This window comes from Rhizobium sp. AB2/73, assembly GCF_020871915.1.
Taxonomy (GTDB): domain Bacteria; phylum Pseudomonadota; class Alphaproteobacteria; order Rhizobiales; family Rhizobiaceae; genus Rhizobium; species Rhizobium dioscoreae.
In genome coordinates, this window is the sequence record NZ_CP067072.1 from 283,360 (window position 1) to 303,252 (window position 19,893).

Below are 19,893 nucleotides of genomic sequence, written 5' to 3' on the forward strand. Positions count from 1 at the left end.
TTCTGCAGTTTTGTTCCATTTCGACTCGTTGTCGGAGGTCGATGAAACTGGACAATGTGAGATGCTGAGGTGTCTCGTGCGCCAAGCTCAAACTTGAAGTGCTTTCCTTGCGGATTGCTCTTCAGCGGTGTCCATAGCCATGTCGAGGACGATCCGCCCGTCTACGCGGCCCTGCTTCAAATCGGACAGCACCTTATTGATGTCCTTCAGCGGCGCGCGTTGAATAGCTGCCTTGACCTTGTGATCCGCGGCGAAAGCGATCGCCTCATCGAGATCGCGACGCGTTCCAACGATCGAACCACGGATGGTGATGCGTTTCAGGACGACGGCGAAGATCGGCGTCGCAAATTGGCCCGGCGGAAGGCCAACCAGGCTGATCGTTCCCCTCTTGCGGACCAGCGATAAGGCCTGTGAGAAGGCGGATGGCGATACCGCCGTTACAAGAACGCCGTGAGCGCCGCCTTGAGTTACTTTCATTACCTCTGATACCGTATCCGGGACCGCGGCGTTGATGGCGAAGTCAGCTCCGGCCATGCGCGCGAGGTTCAGTTTCGATGGCGCGATATCGAGGGCGATCACCTTTAATCCCATTGCCTTGGCGTATTGGATGGCGATATGCCCGAGCCCTCCGACACCTGAGATCACAACCCATTCGCCGGGACGGGCCTCGGTCTCCTTGAGGCCCTTGTACGTCGTCACGCCGGCGCAAAGGATGGGCGCGATTTCGGCGAAATCAACATGCTCAGGCAGGCGGGCCGCGAAGCGGGCATCGGCGATGACATAGTCGGCAAAGCCGCCGTCGCAGCTATAGCCGGTATTGTGCTGATGGTCGCACAGGGTTTCCCATCCCGTCTCGCAATATTCGCATTTCAGACAGGTGTCATGCAGCCAGGCAATACCGACGCGATCCCCCTCCTTGAGATCGGTGACGCCAGCGCCGACAGCCGCGACTATGCCTGCTACCTCGTGTCCCGGCGTAAATGGAAGCGAGGGGCGGACGGGCCAATCGCCGTCGGCTGCATGCAGATCGGTATGGCAGACACCGCAGGCCTTGACCCTCACCAGGATCTTGCCTGGTTCGGGCCGTGGGACCGGCCTGTATTCGATCGACAAGGGCTTGCCAAATTCCGTGACAATGGCAGCCCGCATCATCTTGTCCATTTGGACCTCCTGTTGATATCGGCACTCGTGTGGTGATTAAGGTGGCCTATGCGCGGGGGCAGACGGTGATCCGAGGCATCATCGCCACGGCCTCCCTAGGCGACCAATGACTTCGATAGCAGCACAAGCCTTGGATCATCGGGATAGGGTTTGACCCTGAAGCCCATGTTCTGTTCGATCTCAACAGCGTCATAATTGTTTCTGTCTTCGATGGATTCGATGGTTTGCAGACCCCGGTTCTTGGCTTCCCGAACCATCAGGCTCAGAAGCTCCCAGCCGAGACCATGACCCTTGAGGTCGCTCCGCACGGAAATGGCGACTTCGGCTCGCTTCTTGTCCCGGTCGCAGGCGAGCACCGCGGTTGCGATCGGTGTCGCGGTATCCCTCGCGAAAGCAATATAGCTTTCCACGGCGCTATGATCGACGCCGATCAATTCCGCGATCTGCTTGCGGGAAACATGCTTGATCGCCGAGAAAAAACGGAAACGAAGATCCTGCGGGCTGACGTGATCGAAAAGCTCGGTGAGGAGTCCTTCGTCGCCATTTGTGGCCGGTCTGACCGAGACCCGCAAACCATCACGGGTCACTATATTCCACTGCTGTTCCGGCATGACCGCTTCTCCATTCGTGCGATATTTCGCTTGCTTGGACTGGTTGGTAATTGACGTTGATCTTAGATCTGCGAAGGAAGTCCGCATTGACGGGGATCAAATCCGCGAAGGTTCTGTCAAGAATAATGAGGGAACATTTTCAGGCGCCTCGCAGCATCTCGATCGCCTCGATAGCAAGATGATAGCGATCAAGTTAGCGAGCGTCCGCTCTCAACGGTTCGCGTAGCAGCGGATTGTCGAGGAGATAGATTGCCCGACCGAAAGATCATCGGCAGCGCGCCGATAGCGGTCGATGAGACGGAGCTCATTGGTGTCGAGCGAATGCGCAAGAAGGGCACTTGGCTGGTTTTCCATATCGCTACTCCAATTCGAAATAGTCAAATGCAGGCTATTCGATTGAAGCGGTGAGCCATCGATCTCGATCATTTGCTTGTCAGGAGCGAAAAGGCCTCGTCGGCAATGATCTGTTCCTCGTCGGTCGGAATGACGAAGGTTCTAATCTTGCTCGAAAAGGTGCTGATGATTGGGCCGTTGGCGATGTTTTTATCAAGGTCGCGATCCACTCCCAGCCATCGTAGGCGATCACAGACTGCGGCTCGGATCTCTGGCTGATGCTCTCCGATCCCGGCGGTGAAAATGAGGCCATCGAGGCCGCCGAGAGTTGCCGTCATGCGACCGATTTCCCCGGCTATGCGCAAGGTAAAAAGGTCTATCGCCTCGCGTGCCTCCCCGCGCATCTCTTTCAGGAGATCGCGGGTGTCGCCGCTGATCCCCGATATGCCGAGCAAGCCAGACCGATAATAGAGCATCTCTTCAAGGTTTCGAAGTGTCCTGCCACTCGTTCCGAGAAGGTACAGCAGAGCACCTGGGTCGAGGGTACCGCAGCGTGTCGCCATCGGAATACCGTCGAGCGTTGAAAATCCCATGCTGCAATCACGGCTTTCCCCATTGTCGAGGGCACATAGGCTGGCACCGTTACCGAGATGGGCAACTATGATCTTGCCAGCAGCAATCTCGGGAGCGCGACTGCGCAATTCGCCGATGATGAATTTGTAGGAGAGCCCGTGAAAGCCGTAGCGCTTAATGCCACGATCGTGCAAAGCCCTTGGTAGGGCAAATCGGCGAACCAGGTCGCTTTGGGTTGCATGGAAAGCCGTGTCGAAGGAAGCGGTTTGCTTGAGCATCGGTCGCAAATGTTTCACCGCGCGGATCACGCGGAGCGCCTGCGGCTGATGTAAAGGCGCGAGCGCCACCAACTTGTCCAATTCGCCGATGGTGGTCTCGTCGAGGATGACGGGGCCTGCGAATCGATCACCCCCATGAACCACGCGATGGCCCGCAAAGCGAACAGCCGACATGTCAAAATGCGCAGCCAGCGCCTCGAATACCTCCGCGACGACATCCCGCAGATCCTCTCCTCCCTCCGCGTGTAGCTGGACATCAAAGGATGCGGGTCCTTCGGTCAGATGAAAGGTGAGGGGTCTTCTGCCGAAATCCACCAGTCCTTTGCCAACGCGACGCGCACCGTGGACGTCGCACTGAAACAGACCGATCTTCAATGTCGAAGAGCCCATGTTGAATGTGAGAAGCAGGGTCGTGTCCGCCATGACTTTTCAATCTGTTCAAAAGTCCGCCTTTTCAAGAGCTTGCCGAAAGCAGTTGTCTACGGTGGACGCTCTATCAGAGATGTCCGCTGCGCATATCGTCCAGCGATTATCGTTTCTTTTGACACAAGTTGGCAGGGTTGGCTTTGACCCATGTCAAGCCGACGAATGCCCGCGATTTCTGTCCGCTCCCTCATCTTGACGAAGATCAAGGCGGACTTCCTTTGGTTGCTTAAGCTCGCCTCAATCGACCAACGTTCCAACAGGAGGTGTGACCATGCAAGCCAAGACTATCCTGAGCGTCATCGGAGTTGATCAAAACGACGATGACCTGCATTCCGCAATCGAATTGTGCCGGGCATCCAAGGCCCACCTGTCAGTGCTGGTGACGGCACTTGCTGCTCCGCCGATTGGCGGACATGGTGAAGTGATGTCCACAGTATGGCTCGAGGAGCGTGAGCGCCAGACGGAAGGTCTGCGCCGGAAGGTCGCTGCCGCCAATGCCATTCTCAAGGCTGATGATGTTTCGTTCGACGTGACCAGCCTCTTCACGGAATACGGATGGGCGGAGAATGAAATCGGACAACGGGCGCGTTATGTCGACCTGACGCTGATCGGCGGCGGATTTCTGGCCCAGGACGATATGCGGCAGGAAATTCTGAACGGAGCCCTGTTTCGGTCGCCGGCGCCGATCCTTCTTGTGCCCAAAGGGCATGCCGCTTCTCTTCGGCCGAAAACGGTTCTGGTTGCCTGGGACTCCCGCAACGAAGCAAGCATGGCCGTGCGAGCCACGATGGAGCAGCTGATCGCGGCCGATAGCGTGTGTGTCGCCATGGTCGATCCATCCGCGACCATCGGCAGCAACGGCGAAGAGCCTGGAGCCGACGTAGCGACCTTCCTCGCAAGACATGGGATCCGGGTCTCGGTGGATGTCTTGCCCAGCGGTGGTCGCGCTGTTGCGGACGTTCTACGTCAGCATGCGATCGACATCGGCGCCGAGCTGATTGTCATGGGTGCTTACGGGCATTCGCGGGTGCGTGAGTGGATCTTCGGAGGGACGACGCGCTCCATGCTCGAGCACACGCCTGTTCCATTGATGATGACACGCTGACGCCAATTGGCGCATGGCCCCGCCGACAGGCGGGGCCGATTGTTCTATTCTTGGAAAGGAAGAAGCATGGCTGGCACTTATGTTATTGCCGCGCTACGGCCGGATCAGATCGTGCAAGCCTATCCTCTTGTCCAGGCAGCAGTTCCAAACCTTGGTATGGCGGCATGGCGCCGGATGGCATCCGACGCCAACCGCCACGACGAAATCCTCGCCGCGGTCAACCCTCGAGGTTACATACAGGGCCTAAGCATCTACAGGCTCTGCGATCATCCCGCCGTCGGGCGACTGCTTGACGTCACCTTTCTGATTGTGGCGAGCACGGCCGATGAACGTGGCATTGCGCAAACCCTGTTTGCGAGCATTCGATCGCGGGCCAGGGAGCTCAAGTGCAACCAAATTAGATTCTGGAATCAAAATCCGGGCAATTGGGAGCAGATGCACAACGAAGAGCGAGTCTACCCATTGGATCACGGGCTTATGATGTTCTGCAACGAAAGGGATCCGTGAGGATTCGTTTGCCGCGACAGACTGTCATCGCTTGGCGGTGAAGACATAGCCTACACCGCGTATCGATTTGATCAACTGTGGATGCGTGGGGTTGGTCTCGATCTTCTTGCGCAGTCGCGCAATCTGGGCATCGATCGTTCGATCATAGACTTCCAGATTACGGCCGCGCGTCAGTTCCATCAGGAACTCGCGACTGAGGACCCGTCCGGCGTGGCGTGCGAATACAACCAGCATGTCGAATTCACCGGTGGTCAATTCGATTTCCTTTTTGTCCGGTGATAGAAGCTGCCGTTTGCCGATATCGAGCTGCCAGCCTTCAAAACCAATTATGTCCGTTGGCTCGTTTTCTCGAGCTTTCGTCATAGGCTGGCGGCGGCGAAGAATGGACTTCAGTCGAGCATGCACTTCCCTGAGATGAAAGGGCTTGGCGATATAGTCGTCGGCGCCGACTTCAATTCCGACGATTCTGTCGACCACATCGTCGCGACCGGTCAGCATGATGATCGGAATGTCCGACTGTGCGCGGATTTCGCGGGCAAGGTCCAATCCGTCCTCACCGCCGGGCAGGACCCAATCCAATAGAATGATATCAAAATTCGCTTGCTGCAGAGACGCCCGCATCTCAGGGCCGTTCGATGCCGCGCTAACAACATACCCTTCGTCCTCGAAGTAGCGTGTCAGCATCTGACGGATTCTGGGGTCGTCATCCACGACCAGAAGATGTTCACGCCGTTGCTGATCGATGGCCATTGCAAGGTTTCCAGTAAAGACGGGCTGCGACCTGTGACAATCCGTTACAAAATTGCACGATCTCTAACACGCGTGGCATTCGGCTGTCACTCGGAAGGCATCAATCTACCCGGCATCGGAACAACATTTGAGAGGGATTGTCATGTTGTCGGCAAATAGCGCTGAGCGGGCTCAGAGTTACAATGAGGTTGTTGCTGCCTTCGATGCCGAACCGGTCTGTCTTCAATCATTATTCTCGAAGCAACCACTGGAGCAATTGGATGCCGGCGCAACGTTGTTCTTCGAAGGCGACCAGTCAAAACATCTCTTTGAGCTGGTGGAGGGGGTTTTACGCATTTTCAAGATCATGGCGGATGGCAGGCGCGTCATCACAGGCTTCCTCTATCCTGGCGATCTTGTCGGCGTTTCGCTCAGAAATCACTATCTCTATAGCGCCGAAGCCGTAACCCCTGTCAGATTGCGCCGTTTCTCCCGGAGAGCCTTCGAGGATACGGTTGGCAGTTCGCCGGAACTGAGGCCGCAGCTCCTTGCCCGTCTTTGCGACGAAATGGCGGCGGCCCAGGATCAAATGGTGTTGCTGTCCTGCAAGAATGCCGAAGAGCGGCTTTGCAGCTTCTTGCTGCGGCAGCTACAGCGGAAACGAGAACAGGATCGCTCGTGCGGTGTCGTTGATCTTCCGATGACTCGTCTCGATATCGCCGACTATCTGGGCCTAACGATCGAAACGGTTTCCCGAACCATGACGAGGTTGACAAACAAGGGTATCGTCAGCCCTGTGGGTCGCCATTCCATCCGCGTTTTAAAAGCCAGGATGCTTGCACATCTGGCGGGAGAGGGTGATGAATGCGACGATCGCTATTCGCCCGTCATTTCCTTGGATAATGCCCGGCGGCGCCACTAACCGAATGCAAATGGAAATTCGATGAACGACCGGTCGTCAGGACAGCAAGCCACGGAAACGAGGTTGGACGAAATCGCCCAGATCCTCGATAGCGCGAATATTGTCGTGCACACCTTCGACGGAATCATCCGGAGGTGGACGTCGGGATGCGAGCGGCTCTACGGCTGGACCCAACAGGAGGCTATTGGCCAGGTGGTTCATGAGTTGCTGTCGACTATTTTCCCGGAGCCTATCGAGGAAATCCGCAGCAAGGTCGCACGGCAGATTGCCTGGCAGGGGGAGCTTGTGCATCTGCACAAGGATGGCAGGCCCATCGTCGTGACGAGCCGTTGGGTCGCGGCATCCTCTGCCGATCCAGACGAACACGTCATTGTTCAAACCAATAATGACATCAGTCACTTAAAACAGATTCAGGCGGATTTGGCCGAGCGTGAGGCTCATTTGCGGTCAATTCTCGCGACCGTCCCCGAATCGATGATTGTGATCGACGAGTTAGGAGTGATCGCGTCCTTCAGCACCGCCGCGGAAAAGCTGTTTGGATATTCGGCAGAGGACGTCCATGGAAAAAACGTTTCGATGCTGATGCCTTCGCCGGACCGCGAGGCCCATGATGGATATCTCTCGCACTATCTGACAACCGGCGAGCGCCGCATCATTGGTTATGGTCGCGTCGTCAGCGGGCAGCGCAAAGACGGCACGGTCTTTCCGATGGAATTGTCGGTTGGCGAGGCGGTCACCAACGGCAAGCGGATATTTACCGGCTTCATCCGGGATCTTACGAGCCGCCACAAGATCGAAGAGGAACTTCGACAATCACAGAAGATGGAAGCCATAGGCCAACTGACTGGCGGCCTCGCCCATGACTTCAACAATCTGCTGACCGTCATCAGCGGCAATCTGGAAATGATCGAGGCGCGACTGCAGGATACGAAGCTGCTGTCGCTGGTTTCCGAGGCACAGGCAGCGGCCGAGGACGGAGCCAGGCTGACCGCTCAACTTCTTGCCTTTGGCCGTCGCCAGCCCCTCAATCCCAAGCTTATGGACATCGGTAGGTTCGTATCCGGCTTTTCCGATCTCTTGCGCCGCACATTGGGCGAGGCGATCGAATTGCGAACCGTCATTACCGGTTCCGCGAACGAAGCACTCGTTGATGGCTCGCAATTGCAAAATGCTCTCCTCAACCTTGCAATCAATGCACGGGACGCGATGCCCCGCGGCGGGCTTTTATCGATCGAGATTTCCCGCCTGCGGCTCGATGCCGACTACGCACGCATGTATCCGGAGGTCCGGACCGGTGAATACGTGTTGATCGCGGTGACCGACACCGGTGTTGGCATGTCAAGCGAGACAAAGGAGCGTGCCTTCGAGCCGTTCTTTACGACGAAAGGGATGGGAGCTGGCACTGGGCTTGGCCTCAGCATGGTCTATGGCTTTGCCAAGCAGTCAGGTGGCCTTGTCCAGCTCTATAGCGAGATCGGCCAAGGGACGAGCGTCCGTATCTTCCTGCCTGCCCAAAAGGCACGAACGGAAATGGAGCCAGTTCATGCAGACGACAGGAAGCCTGACCTTATTCCAAAAGGCTTCGAGCGTATCCTCGTCGTGGAGGACGATGCTCGTGTTCGTCGCGTCACAGTCTCCCGTCTTCTCGACGCCGGATACAGTGTCATCGAGGCAAGCAATGGAACCGAGGCTCTCGCTCTTTTCCAGGAAAATCATGATATTGCACTGCTGTTTACCGATGTGGTGATGCCCGGCGGCATGGCTGGGGATGAACTCGCACATAAAATCCGGGCCATGCGCCCTGAAATCAAGGTGCTGTTCACATCAGGATATGCAGAGCCCACGATCGCCGGTCGCGAATTGGCGGAGGCTGGCAGTTGGTTGAAAAAACCCTACACCGCCCGCCAGCTCGCCGTCCGTCTGCGCGAGCTCCTTGATTGACTGTCTGCCTCACACGGCGGCGCTGTGGCGCGCCATGTCACGTGTCAGGTAGCGATCGAAGCGGGAGGCGATCGTGCGAATGAAAGGTTTTCCTTCCGGCTTCACCGAGAACGTATCTCCGTCGAAGGAAACCATAGCGCCTTCCAAAGCGGCAATTCCCGCCGCCTCGACGAGCAGCGAGTCGATCTCGGCTCCGAAAGCTCGCTTCAGATCGGAGATGGAGAAGGAGAAATTGCACATGAGGCTCTCGATCAACCTGCCGATGATGCGGTCGGTAGGCGAAAGTGCGAAGCCGCGCATGGTAGGAAGCTCGCCGGCTCTGACCTTGCGGATATAATCCGCTGCAGAAACTGTGTTCTGGACATAGCCTTGTGGCAGCCTACCGATCGAAGATGCTCCGAATCCGATCAGCGTCTCGGCATCGTCCGTCGTGTATCCCTGGAAATTGCGTCTCATCCTTCCATCGCTGGCCGCGGCGGCAAGATTGTCGTGCCGGTCGGCGAAATGATCGAGACCGAGTGCGATATAGCCGGCTTCCGCCAATTGAGTGGCACCATTGCTTGCCATGTCGAACCGCTCGGCCGGACCGGGAAGGGTATCTTGATCGATAAGGCTTTGGTGTTTTTTCACCCAGGGAACATGCGCATAGCCGAAGAGCGCGATACGATTTGGCCGCATGGACACCGCAAGATCGATCGTCCGTCGCAGCGTCTCCGTCGTCTGCAGCGGCAGACCGTAGAGAATATCGAGATTAATCGAGCCGATGCCGACGTTGCGCAAGGCTCCCACGACGGCTTGTGTCTGCTCGAAACTTTGTGGCCGATTGATTGCCCTTTGAACGTCGGGATCGAAATCCTGGACGCCGAGGCTCGCACGCGTGATGCCAAAGCGGTGCCAAGCTTCGAGTTTGTCATGGTCCGCATTGCGCGGGTCGATCTCGACGCTGATCTCACAATCCGCGTCAAGGTCGAAAGCACCGTCGAGTTTCGCACGAAGATTGTCGATGCCGTCAGGCTCGATCACGGTCGGTGAGCCGCCACCGAAATGAATGGCACTAATCCGTCGCCGATCGGAAAGGGCGGACGCGGTAAGCACGATCTCGTCCCCAAGCGCCTCGAGATAATCGGCAACGGGATCGTAGCGTCGTACCTGCTTGGTATGACAGCCGCAAAACCAGCAGAGCTGATCGCAAAAGGGCACATGCAAGTAGAGCGAAACGGGTTTATGCGGATCCGTCTCGCCAAGCCATCTGGCATAGCACGCGCCGTCAATGCCTTCGTGAAAATGCGGCGCCGTGGGATAGCTGGTGTAACGCGGCACGGGTTGAGCGTAGCGGGCAAGCGAGCTGGTGAACACGGGAGGGGTCTTTCAATAGATTGGGCAGAGGGATCGGTCGGCGGGCATGGGCCGGGCGACGTGCCCGGCCGCCGGGGCGCTATCCACGATTGTTCGTCTCGGTATTGTCATCCACGATTTCGTACCACATGGCGTTGAGGACAGCGAATGCTGCGGCGAGAGGGAAGCCGAGAAGCCAGGCAAAGTACCACATGCGAAATCTCCTTTCAGATCAGTAGGCGTGGCCGCCCTTGTCGTTGACCGTCGCCTCGTCAACCTTGCCCCACAGCACGCGATAGACCCATGCGGTGTAGGCAAGCACGATCGGCAGAAAGATGACGGCGACGACGAGCATGATGAAGAGCGTCAGATGACTGGACGAAGCGTCCCAGACCGTGAGGCTGGAGCGCGGATCAAGCGAGGACGGCAAGATGAAGGGAAACATCGACAGTCCGACCGTCGAGATGATGCCGAAGATGGCAAGCTTGCTGAACAGCAGCACGGTCACTTCACGCCGCCCGAGCATGGCAAGCAAGGCAGCCGCCGCGCCCAGGAATCCGAGAACCGGCGCGATCGTCATCCATGGATGGCTGCCATAATTGGCAAACCATGCGCCCGCGCTGTGTTCGACCGTCTTCAGAAGCGGATTGGACGGGCCTTCGACATCGATTGCGCTGGCGATGCGATAGCCGTCTATGCCGATCCAAAGGAACAGGCCGCCGAGCGCGAAGAGCACGATCACGACCAGAGCCGCCACCATGCCGAAGCGACGCGCGCGTTCGGCGACAACTCCATCTGTCTTCACGAGAAGCCAGGCGGCTCCGTGCATGACAAGCATGGCAACCGACAGCAGACCACAGAGGAGTGCATATGGATTCAGAAGCGCGAAGAAGGAGCCTTCGTAGAAGATGCGCATATCGCCGTCGAACCGGAACGGCACGCCCTGGAGCACGTTACCGACCGCCACGCCGAAGATCAGCGATGGAACGAAACCGCCAACGAACAAGGCCCAGTCCCAACCCGCCTTCCAGCCGGCGCCATTGCGCTTCGAGCGGTATTTGAACGCAACCGGCCGCAGGATCAGCGCCAACAGGATGGCGAACATGGCGAGATAGAAGCCGGAGAAGGACACGGCGTAAAGCGGCGGCCAGGCGGCGAAGATGGCGCCGCCGCCGAGGATCAGCCAGACCTGATTTCCCTCCCAGGTCGCGCCGATCGAATTGATGGCGATGCGCCGCTCCGTATCCGTCTTTGCGACGAAGGGAAGGAGCGTGCCGACGCCGAGGTCGAAGCCGTCGGTGACGGCAAAACCGATCAAAAGCACGCCGAGAAGCAGCCACCAGATGATGCGCAGGGTCTCATAATCGATCAATTCATGCAGGATCATGGCAGGTCACTCCGCAGCGGTAACGAGGTTTTCGGAAATCAGCTTGGCCTCCGGCTCGTCGTCCGCTTCGGGGCCATTGCGGATCGCCTTGATCATCAGCGTCATCTCGATGACGATGAGGACGGTGTAGAGCGCGGCAAAGCCGAGGATGGTGAGAAGCACCGTGCCGGCGCCAAGATTGGAGACGGCCGCAGCCGTTGGCAGCACGCCTTCGATGATCCATGGCTGACGGCCGAATTCCGCAACGACCCAGCCAAGTTCGATGGCGACCCAGGGCAGCGGAATGGCGAAGACCGCGATCCTCAGCAACAGCGGATAGCGATCCAGTTTCCGCCGAGCCGAGAGCCAGAAGAAGACCGTCGTCAGCAGGATGAAGAACATCCCAAGGCCGACCATGATGCGGAATGACCAGAAGAGCGTCGGCACATTCGGAATGGTGTCGCGGGCAGCTTGCGCGATCTGCTCTTCCGTCGCCTGGCGGGGATCGTCGACATAGCGCTTGAGCAGCAGTGCATAACCGAGCTCGTGGCCGATATCCTCGAAGGAGGTGCGCGCAGTGGCAACATCCTGCGGGACTTCGCCGGGCGTTGCCGGCTTGGCTGCGCGGATCTTCATCAGCGCGTCATAAGCCTTGATACCCTCGCGAATATGGTCCTTGGCCTGTTCCTCGAGCTTGTCGATGCCAGGGATTTCCGTCGTCAGCGACCGCGTCCCGATCAGGCCCATGGCCCAGGGAATGTGAATGGCATAATGGGTCTCGCGGGCCTCCTGATCCGGGAAGCCGAAGGCGGTGAAGGCGGCCGGCGCCGGTTCGGTCTCCCACATGGCTTCGATTGCCGCGAGCTTCATCTTCTGATGTTCGGTCGTCAGATAGCCGCTTTCATCGCCAAGCACGACGACCGAAAGCGCCGAAGCCAGGCCGAAGGATGCGGCAACCGTCATCGAACGCTTCGCAAGCTCGACGCTGCGGCCCTTCAGGAGATACCAGGCCGAGACACCAAGCACGAAGACCGAGGCGCAGACATAGCCGGCCGAGACGGTGTGAACGAACTTCGCCTGCGCCACCGGATTGAAGACGACATCGAAGAAACTGACGATCTCCATGCGCATGGTCTGCGGGTTGAGCGCCGAGCCTGCCGGGTTCTGCATCCAGCCATTGGCAATCAGGATCCACAGCGCCGAGAAGTTCGATCCCAGCGCCACCGCCCAGGTGGCGACCAGGTGGCCAACCTTCGACAGCTTGTCCCAGCCAAAAAAGAACAGACCGACGAAAGTCGCCTCCAGGAAGAAGGCCATCAACCCTTCGATCGCCAGCGGCGCGCCGAAAATATCGCCGACATAATAGCTGTAGTAGCTCCAGTTCATGCCGAACTGGAATTCCATCACGATGCCGGTTGCAACGCCGAGCACGAAGTTGATGCCGAAGAGCGTCCCCCAGAACTTCGTCATTTGCCGCCAGATCTGGCGGCCGGTCATGACATAGGTCGTCTCCATGATGGCAAGCAGCACGGAAAGGCCGAGCGTCAGCGGCACGAACAGAAAGTGATACAGCGCCGTCATGGCAAACTGCAGGCGCGACAGCGCCACGATATCGAGTTCCATAGTCTTTCTCCCACCCCCTACGGTGTGTCTGACAGGAATGCGACGCCATTCGACGCGTCGCGGGCATGTTGATTGCCCCTCAATCCGGCCGCAGCCGATCGAGAAGCATTTCGAATTCCGGTGTGCCGGCCACAGCCATGGCGACGATGCGGCCGTCGTCCAGAGCGACGATCCGGTCGGCGATCTCGGCTTCACGGCGAATATGCGTGGCGATCATCAGTGAACGGCCGCGGCTGCGGTCGGCGATGCGGTGCATGACATCACGTCCGGTGTCGCGGTCCAGGCCTTCCGTCGGCTCATCGAGAAGCCAGAGCGGCGTATCGCGCAACAGGAGCCTTGCGAGCGCCAGCCGGCGAAGCTGGCCGCCGGAGAGGCCGCTGCCGCCTTCGCCGAGGCGCGTGGAAAGGCCTTTGGGCAGGGCCTGTACGTCTGGCAGGAGGCCGGCATCCGCAAGCGCCGCGTAGAGCATCTCATCGTCCGCATCCGGGGCAGCAAGGCGCAAATTATCCCGCAGACTGTCTTGGAACAGCTCCGTGCGTTGGGTGAGCCTTGTCGCCGGAACGGTTTCGACCACGCCGCGTTCGATGGCGAGTTCGCCGGCTAGGATGGCAAGCAGGGTCGACTTTCCGGCTCCGCTTGGGCCTATCACCGCGAGATGCTTGCCCAGTGTCAGGGAAAGCGCGAGGTCTTCAAGCGAAGCCACCACCGCTGCGTCATACCGTGCGGATATGCCGGAGAGCCGAACGGCCAAGCCCGCCGGCGGCATCTGATGTGCGGGGGCCTGGGCAACTTGTTCCAGACGCGGTGAAATGCGACGGGCAGCAAGCATGGTGCGGCCGAGTTCGAGCGCCCCACGGCGCAGCGCTGCAAAGGGTTCGAGCGCTGCAAGGGCCACCAGCAGGCCGAGAGCGGCAACCGGCGCACCGATAAGGCCGCGTTCTGCCAGGGCGGTGACCGCCAGCAAAGTGCCGGACAGCAACGCGGCCGAGACGAAGCCGAAGCCGGCGACAACACCGCTTTCGATCCGGTTCAGCGTATTATCTGCCTCTCGCAAACGATAATCGGCGACAGCGAGCGCCGCGCGTTGTGCCTGCAATCTCCCGGCCATGAGGAGTTCGGTCTGTCCGGCGACGAGATCGATGGCACGCGAGCGCAGTGCTTCCATCGCGTGCGCCCGCCGCCGCGCCGGTTTCAGCGCCAGGCGTCCCGCAAGAGACGGAATGCCAAGACCGGCAGCGACAAGCCATAGGCCAACAAGCAGGCCGAACGGGACCGAAAGCAGCATCAGCGCGGTGCTGACCGCCAGGGCCGAGATGATGGCGACAACGGCCGGCACCAGAACGCGCAGATAGAGGGAATCGAGCGCATCGACATCATTCGTCAGCCGGAAAAGCAGCTTGGCAGGCCTGTGCATCAAAATCGTTGCCGCGCCGGGTGCGGCCCAACCGCGAAACAACCTCTCGCGCAAGGCGGCAAGAACGCCGAGGGTCGCATCATGGGTCGTCAGCCGCTCGCCGTAGCGCGCGCCAGTGCGAAGGATCGCCAACAGCCTGATGCCGGCAGACGGGGCAAAGACATCGAAGGTAATGGCCGTCGCCGTCAGGCCGGCAAGCGAAGTCGCTGTAATGAACCAACCCGAGAGCCCGAGCAGAGCGATGCCGGCAAGCACGGTGAGGGCCGACAGCAGCGCACCGAGCAACAATACGCGTCCCCGCGCCGCCAGGAAAAGCCGACAGATGGGATAAAGAGTGGAGAATGTCGACGTCATGCGGCTTCCTCCCGGACCGATGCGTCGATATGGATTACCCGACCCATTCTTGCGGCCAGAACGGGGTCATGTGTGGCGACAACGAGTGTCCGTCCGCGAGCAATTGCCAACAACGCATCGGTGACTTCACGTGCGGTTTCGGTGTCGAGATGCGCGGTCGGCTCGTCCGCGAGGATGATGTCAACATGCGGGGCCGCGGCGGCACGGGCAATCGCTAGTCGGAGGGCCTCGCCGCCGGACAGACCCGCCCCGCCTTCGCCGATGGATGTGGCGCCGCGCTGGGTTACAATTCGCCGTAGGTGGGCAAGGTCAATCGCTTGTTGTACCGCGTGCGGGCTGACTTCGGGGCGGCCGAGCGTGATGTTGCCGGTCATCGTGCCGGCAAAAATATGCGGCCGCTGCCCGATCCAGGCCATTCGCTGTCGGAGTGCGGACGCGGAAATATCATCAAGCCGCCGTCCGCCGACATGGATCGTGCCGCGCTCTGAACGAACAAGGCCGGCAATCAACGACAACATGGTCGTCTTGCCCGCACCGCTTTCTCCCACGAGAGCCACATGCTCACCGGCTGCGATCGCTAGGCTGAAATCATGGAAAACAGGCATTTGTTCGGGCCGGTGCCTGAAACGGAGCCGACCGACATTGATTGATGCCAACGTATGATCACGGCTGGTTTCCGCCACCCTTTCATCGCGCCGGCCCGGCAACGTCGTGCCAGCGCTGGATAGGGCGTCTAGAGCTTCCAGGGCTGCCTCTCCGGCCGCCCGGTCGTGCCAGACCGCCGACAGCTCTCTCAGAGGCTCGAAGAAGCTCGGAGCCAGCAGGAGAATGAACAGGCCCTGCGTCAGGCTCAATCTGCCGGACCACGTGCCGACATCGAGCGCGCCGAGCATATTGAAGCCGACATAGACGGCCATTGCGGCAACGCCCAGCGCGGCGAACAACTCGAGCACCGCGGAGGATAGGAAGGCGATCCTCAGCACCGCCATGGTACGCATCTTGAGCTGTTCTACATCGGCTCGCAGTCGCAAGGCGGTGCGGTCGACGGCGTCGAGCGCGCGAATAGTGGCAAGGCCGCGCAGCCTGTCGAGGAGAAAAGCATTGAGCCCGCCGGTCTCGGCCAGTTGCTTTTCGCTTGCGGCCTTGGCTCGCCACCCGATCAAGGCCATGAACACGGGAATCAGTGGTGCCGTAAGGAGCAGAACGAGGGCCGCTATCCAGGAGACCGACGCAACACAGATGAGGATGGCCGGTGGGATGACACTCGCTTTCAGCCGCGCCGGGTGGAAACGAGCAAGATAGGGCACGATGGCTTCAGCCTGCTCGGCGATCAGGCTGGCTGCAAAACCGGACGCTGGACGATCGCTGTCCAGTGGCGATCGGGCGGCGAGCGCCGCAACGGCAATCTCGCGCCGCCGGCTCAGTTCCGCGCGCGCGGCTCGAAAAGCCAAACATCCGCCCAAGGCATCCAGTCCGGCACGCAAGGCGCCAAGAAGAAAGACGAGCAGCGCCAGTACCGCCGTTGCCATCATGCTATGTGTGTCAGCGATCACGCCTATTCCACTGGCAAGCAAGGCTGCTTGAGGAATCCAGAGGAGTGACGCCAGCGTTTGCACGAGAGCGGCCAGCGACAATTTGGCGCGCATTGTTCTTGGCGACCCGTCTTTTGTGGAAGACGGTGGGATTGAGCTGTCGGTGCCGTCGGTCTCCGCCTCCCGTCTGACTTCCGATCCCGTATCGAAGAATGCCGTGGTCATCGTGCCTGCCTCTTGTCGATGGGGTTGGCGCTCATGCGCTTGCCGTCGAGCAAACGGCGCGCGTCTTCGCCGCCTCGACAAGCCCGAGATGAATGGATTGGACGAGAGGCGTAAGGCTCATGGTGATTTCCGTCGCTTCAGTACCTTTAGACAATTCTAAATGCACTTCATTCGGTGCGAGATTTTTGGGTTGATCCGGACCGTCTGCACGGTGAACTCGACGTTTAGTAACCTGCCCGTGACGCTTCAGCTTTGACCTAGGTCAACTTTGGGAAACTTTGAGAGACGGGTGTTGCCAGGCAGGGTCTCCGCCAGTGCGGGGAAACGTTTGGTCGTCACCAACAGCCGGTTTTGGCTGACTGAGGAATCCAGATGGCGGCCAAGGCGAGGCGTCGAGCCATTCGTTCGCCGCCCCTCCATGTCGTCTTTCTTGCGCCTGTAGAGATTACGTTGTTCAGACCGCCGGCATGGCAACGCCGAGATAGGGATCGATCCATGTGATCTGGTCGGTAACGGACTGGACGCCTGGCACGTTCTCCGCTGCCACCTTGGCGGCCAGTCGCTCTCTTTCGTCGAAGATGGTGCCGGACAATTCGACGACGCCGTTCTGAACACTGACTTTTATGAAGCCATTCTGGCTCCAGTTCTGATGGGACAGCTCGGCAATGACGGCCTCGGCGATCTGATCATCGCTGGCTCGGACCTTCTCCTTTGGCAGCATGTTGGCCAGCGCGCGCAAGAGGTCTGATCGGCAGGCCATTCCGATCACTTTGCCTTGTACGACGACGGGCAAGCGCTTGACCCCATGCTTTTCCATCAGGTCGACGGCAACGGCGAGCGTGGCATTGGGAGCAATAGTGACAACCTCTGACGTCATCACTTCTTCAACGCTGCGGCCATGCGAAAGAACATATTCATCAGCAAGCTTGCCGGGGCTGGTCAGAAACTCGAGCAGCCAGGATCGCTTGCGCTCCGTCTGCAATTCCGAGCGGCGAAGGAAATCGCCCTCGCTGACAATGCCGACAATATTTCCGCCGGCATCAACGACTGGAAGACCGCTGATGTGACGGTCGAGCATAATCGTCGCCGCATCCACAACGGATGTTTTGGGGCTTACGGTGATAGCTGGTGCGTTCATGATTTCTTGAATGAGCATGGTCTTCTCCGGCGATGGATTTGGTTTGCGGTGCCGATAGGGGTTGGATTGTTCCATGCCGACAAGGTTACAGAGCGCACGATTGCCACGCTTTGATCGACATCAAACAAGCGACGCTAATAGCGATCATGGGCAAGACGTCTTGTGCGACATTGAAGCGCCTGTTTGAGAGATACCCGACAACTTCGATTGGCCAAGGCTGGAGAGTCCACTAGAAGCCTACTGTGGAACGAGCATCATCACGGCTGCGACCGCCATCAAGGCGACCGTGGCCCAGCCGATGCATACGGCCCCTTTCCCGATAGTGTATGGGCCCATGATCTTGCGGTTTGCCGCCAACAGCAGAATGACGGCAATCAGCGGGACGGCGAGCAGACCATTGATCACAGCGCTCCAGAACAACGCGTTCATCGGGGTGATCGGCGAATACTGAATGATCAGCGCCAGCAGCACACTTATGGCGATCACGCCGTAAAAGCCCCGAGCGTCATTGGGACTGCGTTCCAGACCGAATTTCCATCCCATGGCCTCGGCAAGTGCATAGCCGGCGGAGCCCGCGAGAACGGGCACGCCGATGAGACCGACGCCTAGAATTCCGAGCGCGAAGATAAGCGCGGCAAAGGGTCCGGCCAGCGGCCGCAGCGCGCTTGCTGCTTGCGCGGCCGTGTCGATCTGCGTGATGCCGGCGACATTGAGCGTCACGGCGGTCGCCAATATGATGAAGAAAGCCGTGAGATTGGAGTAGAGCATGCCACTCCATGTATCCCAGCCAATACGACGAAGTTCCTTGGGGGCTGCCGCACTGTCTCTGGACAAAGGCACTGAACCGGGAGCGGCATTCATCTCCTCCACCTCTTCCGATGCCTGCCAGAAGAAGAGGTAAGGACTGATCGTCGTACCGAAGACGCCGATGACGACCGCGGCATAGGTCGACGTCGGAGTGATCCTTGGCCAAATCGTGCTCAAGGCGACTTGCTGCCAGTCGATGTGGACGGTGAAAAGGACCGCCGCATAGGCCAGGAGCGAAATTGTCAGCCACTTCAAGAACGCGACATAGCGGTGATATGGGATGAAGACCTGAAGCGCGAGCGTTCCGAAAACGAAGAACACTGTCATCAGGTGCCGGTTGAAGCCTGTCACCAGCTCCGCGACCTCGCCCATGGCGGCAACATCGGCGGCGATATTCAGAATATTGGCAATCAGAAGCGAGAAAACGACAGCATAGAGGACCATCGGTGGAAATGCGGTCTTTATGTTCGCCGCCAGGCCCTGCCCGGTCACACGACCGATCCTTGCGCACGTCGCCTGGACGACCGCCATCATCGGAAATGACACCGGCATGGTCCACAGCATGTTCAGACCGAATTGCGCTCCCGCTTGGGAGTACGTGGCGATGCCGCTCGGATCATCGTCGGCGACGCCGGTGATCAGGCCTGGACCCACACTCGCGAGTGGGTGCTCTCGCAGGCGAGCAAGGCGACCCGATAATCGCGATCGCCACGAGGATCGTCCAATGGTGACGAGTTCCTGACTCATTGGCCGCTATCTCGCGTCGTTGAAACGCTGACGGCGTCCGAAGGCAGGAGCGTTGTGCGATCGACATATCCATTGATTCCTCGAATTCCCTCAATAAGCGTTCGGATCGCCTTTTGTTGGATATTGGATTCGAGGATTCCCTGTACTTGTACCTGGCCGTCTTTGACGGCGACGTCGATCTTGTTGCCATCAATACCAAGATCCGCGGCCAGCCTGGTCTTGATGGCGAGCTTTATGGCGTCATCGCCCTTAGCGATGTGTCGACCAGGCGCGTCGATGATTAGATTGATCAAATCGCATCGACTGACGATACCAACAAGACGATGATTGCTAATGACCGGAACCCGCTTGATTTTGTGGGACAGCATCAGGTTGCCGATCCGCCCGACATCCGTCTCGGGGGTTACGCTGATAACCTCACGGTTCATCGCCTCGCCAACCGACCAGCCGTAGATTTGAATGTAACTGTTCAAACCATGCCGATCGTCTTGCTGTGGTACGTCTTTGGCCGACGACGCCCAATTGTCGCCGACGCGTCTCATGAGATCCCCTTCGGTCAGGATGCCGCAGACCTCGCCATTGTCGTCAATCACGGGAAGACCGCTGATGTCATTGGCGCGCAAGAGCAGCGCCGCGTTTCGGACGCTCATCGTTGGAGTGGTTGTGATGACATTCCGTGTCATGATGTCTTTGGCTTGCACGACGACTCTCCATCTTCACTTACGTTAGGGATTCCCGCTATAGTGACGCCCACGGAATCGCAGGC

At 58.9% G+C, this 19,893-nt stretch carries 18 protein-coding genes; 4 read left to right on the forward strand and 14 right to left on the reverse strand.

Translation table 11 applies throughout. From position 1 onward, the window contains the following. Positions 1-87 precede the first annotated feature (87 nt). The 4 genes from adhP to I8E17_RS21010 all read right to left on the reverse strand — a co-directional run bounded on the left by adhP (position 88) and on the right by I8E17_RS21010 (position 3,379). A complete protein-coding gene (adhP, locus tag I8E17_RS20995; protein ID WP_069614834.1) occupies positions 88-1,161 on the reverse strand; it encodes an alcohol dehydrogenase AdhP in 1,074 nt (357 codons plus the stop codon). Positions 1,162-1,256: 95 nt separating this feature from the next. Continuing rightward, positions 1,257-1,772, reverse strand: coding sequence for a GNAT family N-acetyltransferase (locus I8E17_RS21000; RefSeq protein ID WP_069614833.1), 516 nt, complete (start codon positions 1,770-1,772; stop codon positions 1,257-1,259). A 210-nt stretch (positions 1,773-1,982) separates the two neighbouring features. Further along, on the reverse strand, positions 1,983-2,198 hold the full coding sequence (locus tag I8E17_RS21005; RefSeq protein WP_069614832.1) for a hypothetical protein: 216 nt from the start codon (positions 2,196-2,198) through the stop codon (positions 1,983-1,985). Then, positions 2,195-3,379, reverse strand: a complete 1,185-nt coding sequence (locus I8E17_RS21010) for an acetate/propionate family kinase (protein WP_069614831.1) — start codon at positions 3,377-3,379, stop codon at positions 2,195-2,197. The genes I8E17_RS21005 and I8E17_RS21010 overlap by 4 nt, the downstream gene beginning before the upstream one ends. Positions 3,380-3,653: 274 nt before the next feature. Here I8E17_RS21010 and I8E17_RS21015 point away from each other — a divergent pair, with 274 nt between their 5' ends. Beyond that, entirely contained in the window at positions 3,654-4,487 is an 834-nt protein-coding gene (locus tag I8E17_RS21015) for a universal stress protein (RefSeq protein WP_069614830.1), read from the forward strand. 66 nt (positions 4,488-4,553) lie between these two features. Then, a complete protein-coding gene (locus I8E17_RS21020) occupies positions 4,554-4,994 on the forward strand; it encodes a hypothetical protein (protein WP_069614829.1) in 441 nt (146 codons plus the stop codon). Positions 4,995-5,018: 24 nt separating this feature from the next. Here the strand turns inward: I8E17_RS21020 and I8E17_RS21025 are convergent, their stop codons facing one another. Further along, entirely contained in the window at positions 5,019-5,744 is a 726-nt protein-coding gene (locus tag I8E17_RS21025) for a response regulator (protein WP_069614828.1), read from the reverse strand. A 142-nt stretch (positions 5,745-5,886) separates the two neighbouring features. Here I8E17_RS21025 and I8E17_RS21030 point away from each other — a divergent pair, with 142 nt between their 5' ends. Together I8E17_RS21030 and I8E17_RS21035 are read left to right on the forward strand one after the other, a co-directional pair. Beyond that, positions 5,887-6,645, forward strand: coding sequence for a helix-turn-helix domain-containing protein (locus tag I8E17_RS21030; protein WP_083258284.1), 759 nt, complete (start codon positions 5,887-5,889; stop codon positions 6,643-6,645). A 21-nt stretch (positions 6,646-6,666) separates the two neighbouring features. After that, a complete protein-coding gene (locus I8E17_RS21035) occupies positions 6,667-8,586 on the forward strand; it encodes a PAS domain-containing sensor histidine kinase (RefSeq protein WP_069614827.1) in 1,920 nt (639 codons plus the stop codon). A gap of 9 nt (positions 8,587-8,595) precedes the next feature. Here I8E17_RS21035 and hemN read toward each other — a convergent pair whose 3' ends face one another. The 9 genes from hemN to I8E17_RS21080 form a co-directional block, all read right to left on the reverse strand. Next, positions 8,596-9,942 carry an oxygen-independent coproporphyrinogen III oxidase gene (gene hemN / locus I8E17_RS21040; protein ID WP_069614826.1) on the reverse strand — a complete coding sequence of 449 codons (1,347 nt, stop codon included), beginning with the start codon at positions 9,940-9,942 and terminating at the stop codon, positions 8,596-8,598. Between the two features lie 79 nt (positions 9,943-10,021). Further along, positions 10,022-10,135, reverse strand: coding sequence for a cytochrome bd-I oxidase subunit CydX (gene cydX, locus I8E17_RS21045; protein WP_113343867.1), 114 nt, complete (start codon positions 10,133-10,135; stop codon positions 10,022-10,024). An 18-nt stretch (positions 10,136-10,153) separates the two neighbouring features. After that, positions 10,154-11,308, reverse strand: coding sequence for a cytochrome d ubiquinol oxidase subunit II (cydB, locus tag I8E17_RS21050; RefSeq protein ID WP_069615719.1), 1,155 nt, complete (start codon positions 11,306-11,308; stop codon positions 10,154-10,156). Between the two features lie 6 nt (positions 11,309-11,314). Further along, entirely contained in the window at positions 11,315-12,910 is a 1,596-nt protein-coding gene (locus tag I8E17_RS21055; protein ID WP_112759676.1) for a cytochrome ubiquinol oxidase subunit I, read from the reverse strand. A 79-nt stretch (positions 12,911-12,989) separates the two neighbouring features. Further along, positions 12,990-14,678, reverse strand: a complete 1,689-nt coding sequence (gene cydC / locus I8E17_RS21060; RefSeq protein ID WP_229002176.1) for a thiol reductant ABC exporter subunit CydC — start codon at positions 14,676-14,678, stop codon at positions 12,990-12,992. Further along, a complete protein-coding gene (gene cydD / locus I8E17_RS21065) occupies positions 14,675-16,435 on the reverse strand; it encodes a thiol reductant ABC exporter subunit CydD (protein WP_069614728.1) in 1,761 nt (586 codons plus the stop codon). Before cydD ends, cydC begins: the two co-directional genes overlap by 4 nt. 454 nt (positions 16,436-16,889) lie before the next feature. Next, positions 16,890-17,591: a CBS domain-containing protein gene (locus I8E17_RS21070; RefSeq protein WP_069614727.1), complete on the reverse strand. Its 702-nt coding sequence runs from the start codon at positions 17,589-17,591 to the stop codon at positions 16,890-16,892. A 219-nt stretch (positions 17,592-17,810) separates the two neighbouring features. Beyond that, positions 17,811-19,127, reverse strand: a complete 1,317-nt coding sequence (locus tag I8E17_RS21075; protein WP_069614726.1) for a divalent metal cation transporter — start codon at positions 19,125-19,127, stop codon at positions 17,811-17,813. Beyond that, complete coding sequence (locus I8E17_RS21080; RefSeq protein ID WP_069614725.1) at positions 19,124-19,828, reverse strand: CBS domain-containing protein; 705 nt, start codon at positions 19,826-19,828, stop codon at positions 19,124-19,126. Before I8E17_RS21080 ends, I8E17_RS21075 begins: the two co-directional genes overlap by 4 nt. Positions 19,829-19,893 lie beyond the last annotated feature (65 nt).

Bases quoted from the DNA above. Each gene is read 5' to 3' on its own strand.
- I8E17_RS21035 (WP_069614827.1), top strand. From the start codon at position 6,667: ATGAACGACCGGTCGTCAGGACAGCAAGCCACGGAAACGAGGTTGGAC.
- I8E17_RS21000 (WP_069614833.1), bottom strand. From the start codon at position 1,772: ATGCCGGAACAGCAGTGGAATATAGTGACCCGTGATGGTTTGCGGGTC.
- I8E17_RS21025 (WP_069614828.1), bottom strand. From the start codon at position 5,744: ATGGCCATCGATCAGCAACGGCGTGAACATCTTCTGGTCGTGGATGAC.
- cydD (WP_069614728.1), bottom strand. From the start codon at position 16,435: ATGACCACGGCATTCTTCGATACGGGATCGGAAGTCAGACGGGAGGCG.
- I8E17_RS21055 (WP_112759676.1), bottom strand. From the start codon at position 12,910: ATGGAACTCGATATCGTGGCGCTGTCGCGCCTGCAGTTTGCCATGACG.
- I8E17_RS21070 (WP_069614727.1), bottom strand. From the start codon at position 17,591: ATGCTCATTCAAGAAATCATGAACGCACCAGCTATCACCGTAAGCCCC.
- I8E17_RS21075 (WP_069614726.1), bottom strand. From the start codon at position 19,127: ATGAGTCAGGAACTCGTCACCATTGGACGATCCTCGTGGCGATCGCGA.
- I8E17_RS21005 (WP_069614832.1), bottom strand. From the start codon at position 2,198: ATGATCGAGATCGATGGCTCACCGCTTCAATCGAATAGCCTGCATTTG.
- I8E17_RS21010 (WP_069614831.1), bottom strand. From the start codon at position 3,379: ATGGCGGACACGACCCTGCTTCTCACATTCAACATGGGCTCTTCGACA.
- adhP (WP_069614834.1), bottom strand. From the start codon at position 1,161: ATGGACAAGATGATGCGGGCTGCCATTGTCACGGAATTTGGCAAGCCC.
- I8E17_RS21020 (WP_069614829.1), top strand. From the start codon at position 4,554: ATGGCTGGCACTTATGTTATTGCCGCGCTACGGCCGGATCAGATCGTG.
- I8E17_RS21015 (WP_069614830.1), top strand. From the start codon at position 3,654: ATGCAAGCCAAGACTATCCTGAGCGTCATCGGAGTTGATCAAAACGAC.
- cydB (WP_069615719.1), bottom strand. From the start codon at position 11,308: ATGATCCTGCATGAATTGATCGATTATGAGACCCTGCGCATCATCTGG.
- I8E17_RS21030 (WP_083258284.1), top strand. From the start codon at position 5,887: ATGTTGTCGGCAAATAGCGCTGAGCGGGCTCAGAGTTACAATGAGGTT.
- cydX (WP_113343867.1), bottom strand. From the start codon at position 10,135: ATGTGGTACTTTGCCTGGCTTCTCGGCTTCCCTCTCGCCGCAGCATTC.
- cydC (WP_229002176.1), bottom strand. From the start codon at position 14,678: ATGACGTCGACATTCTCCACTCTTTATCCCATCTGTCGGCTTTTCCTG.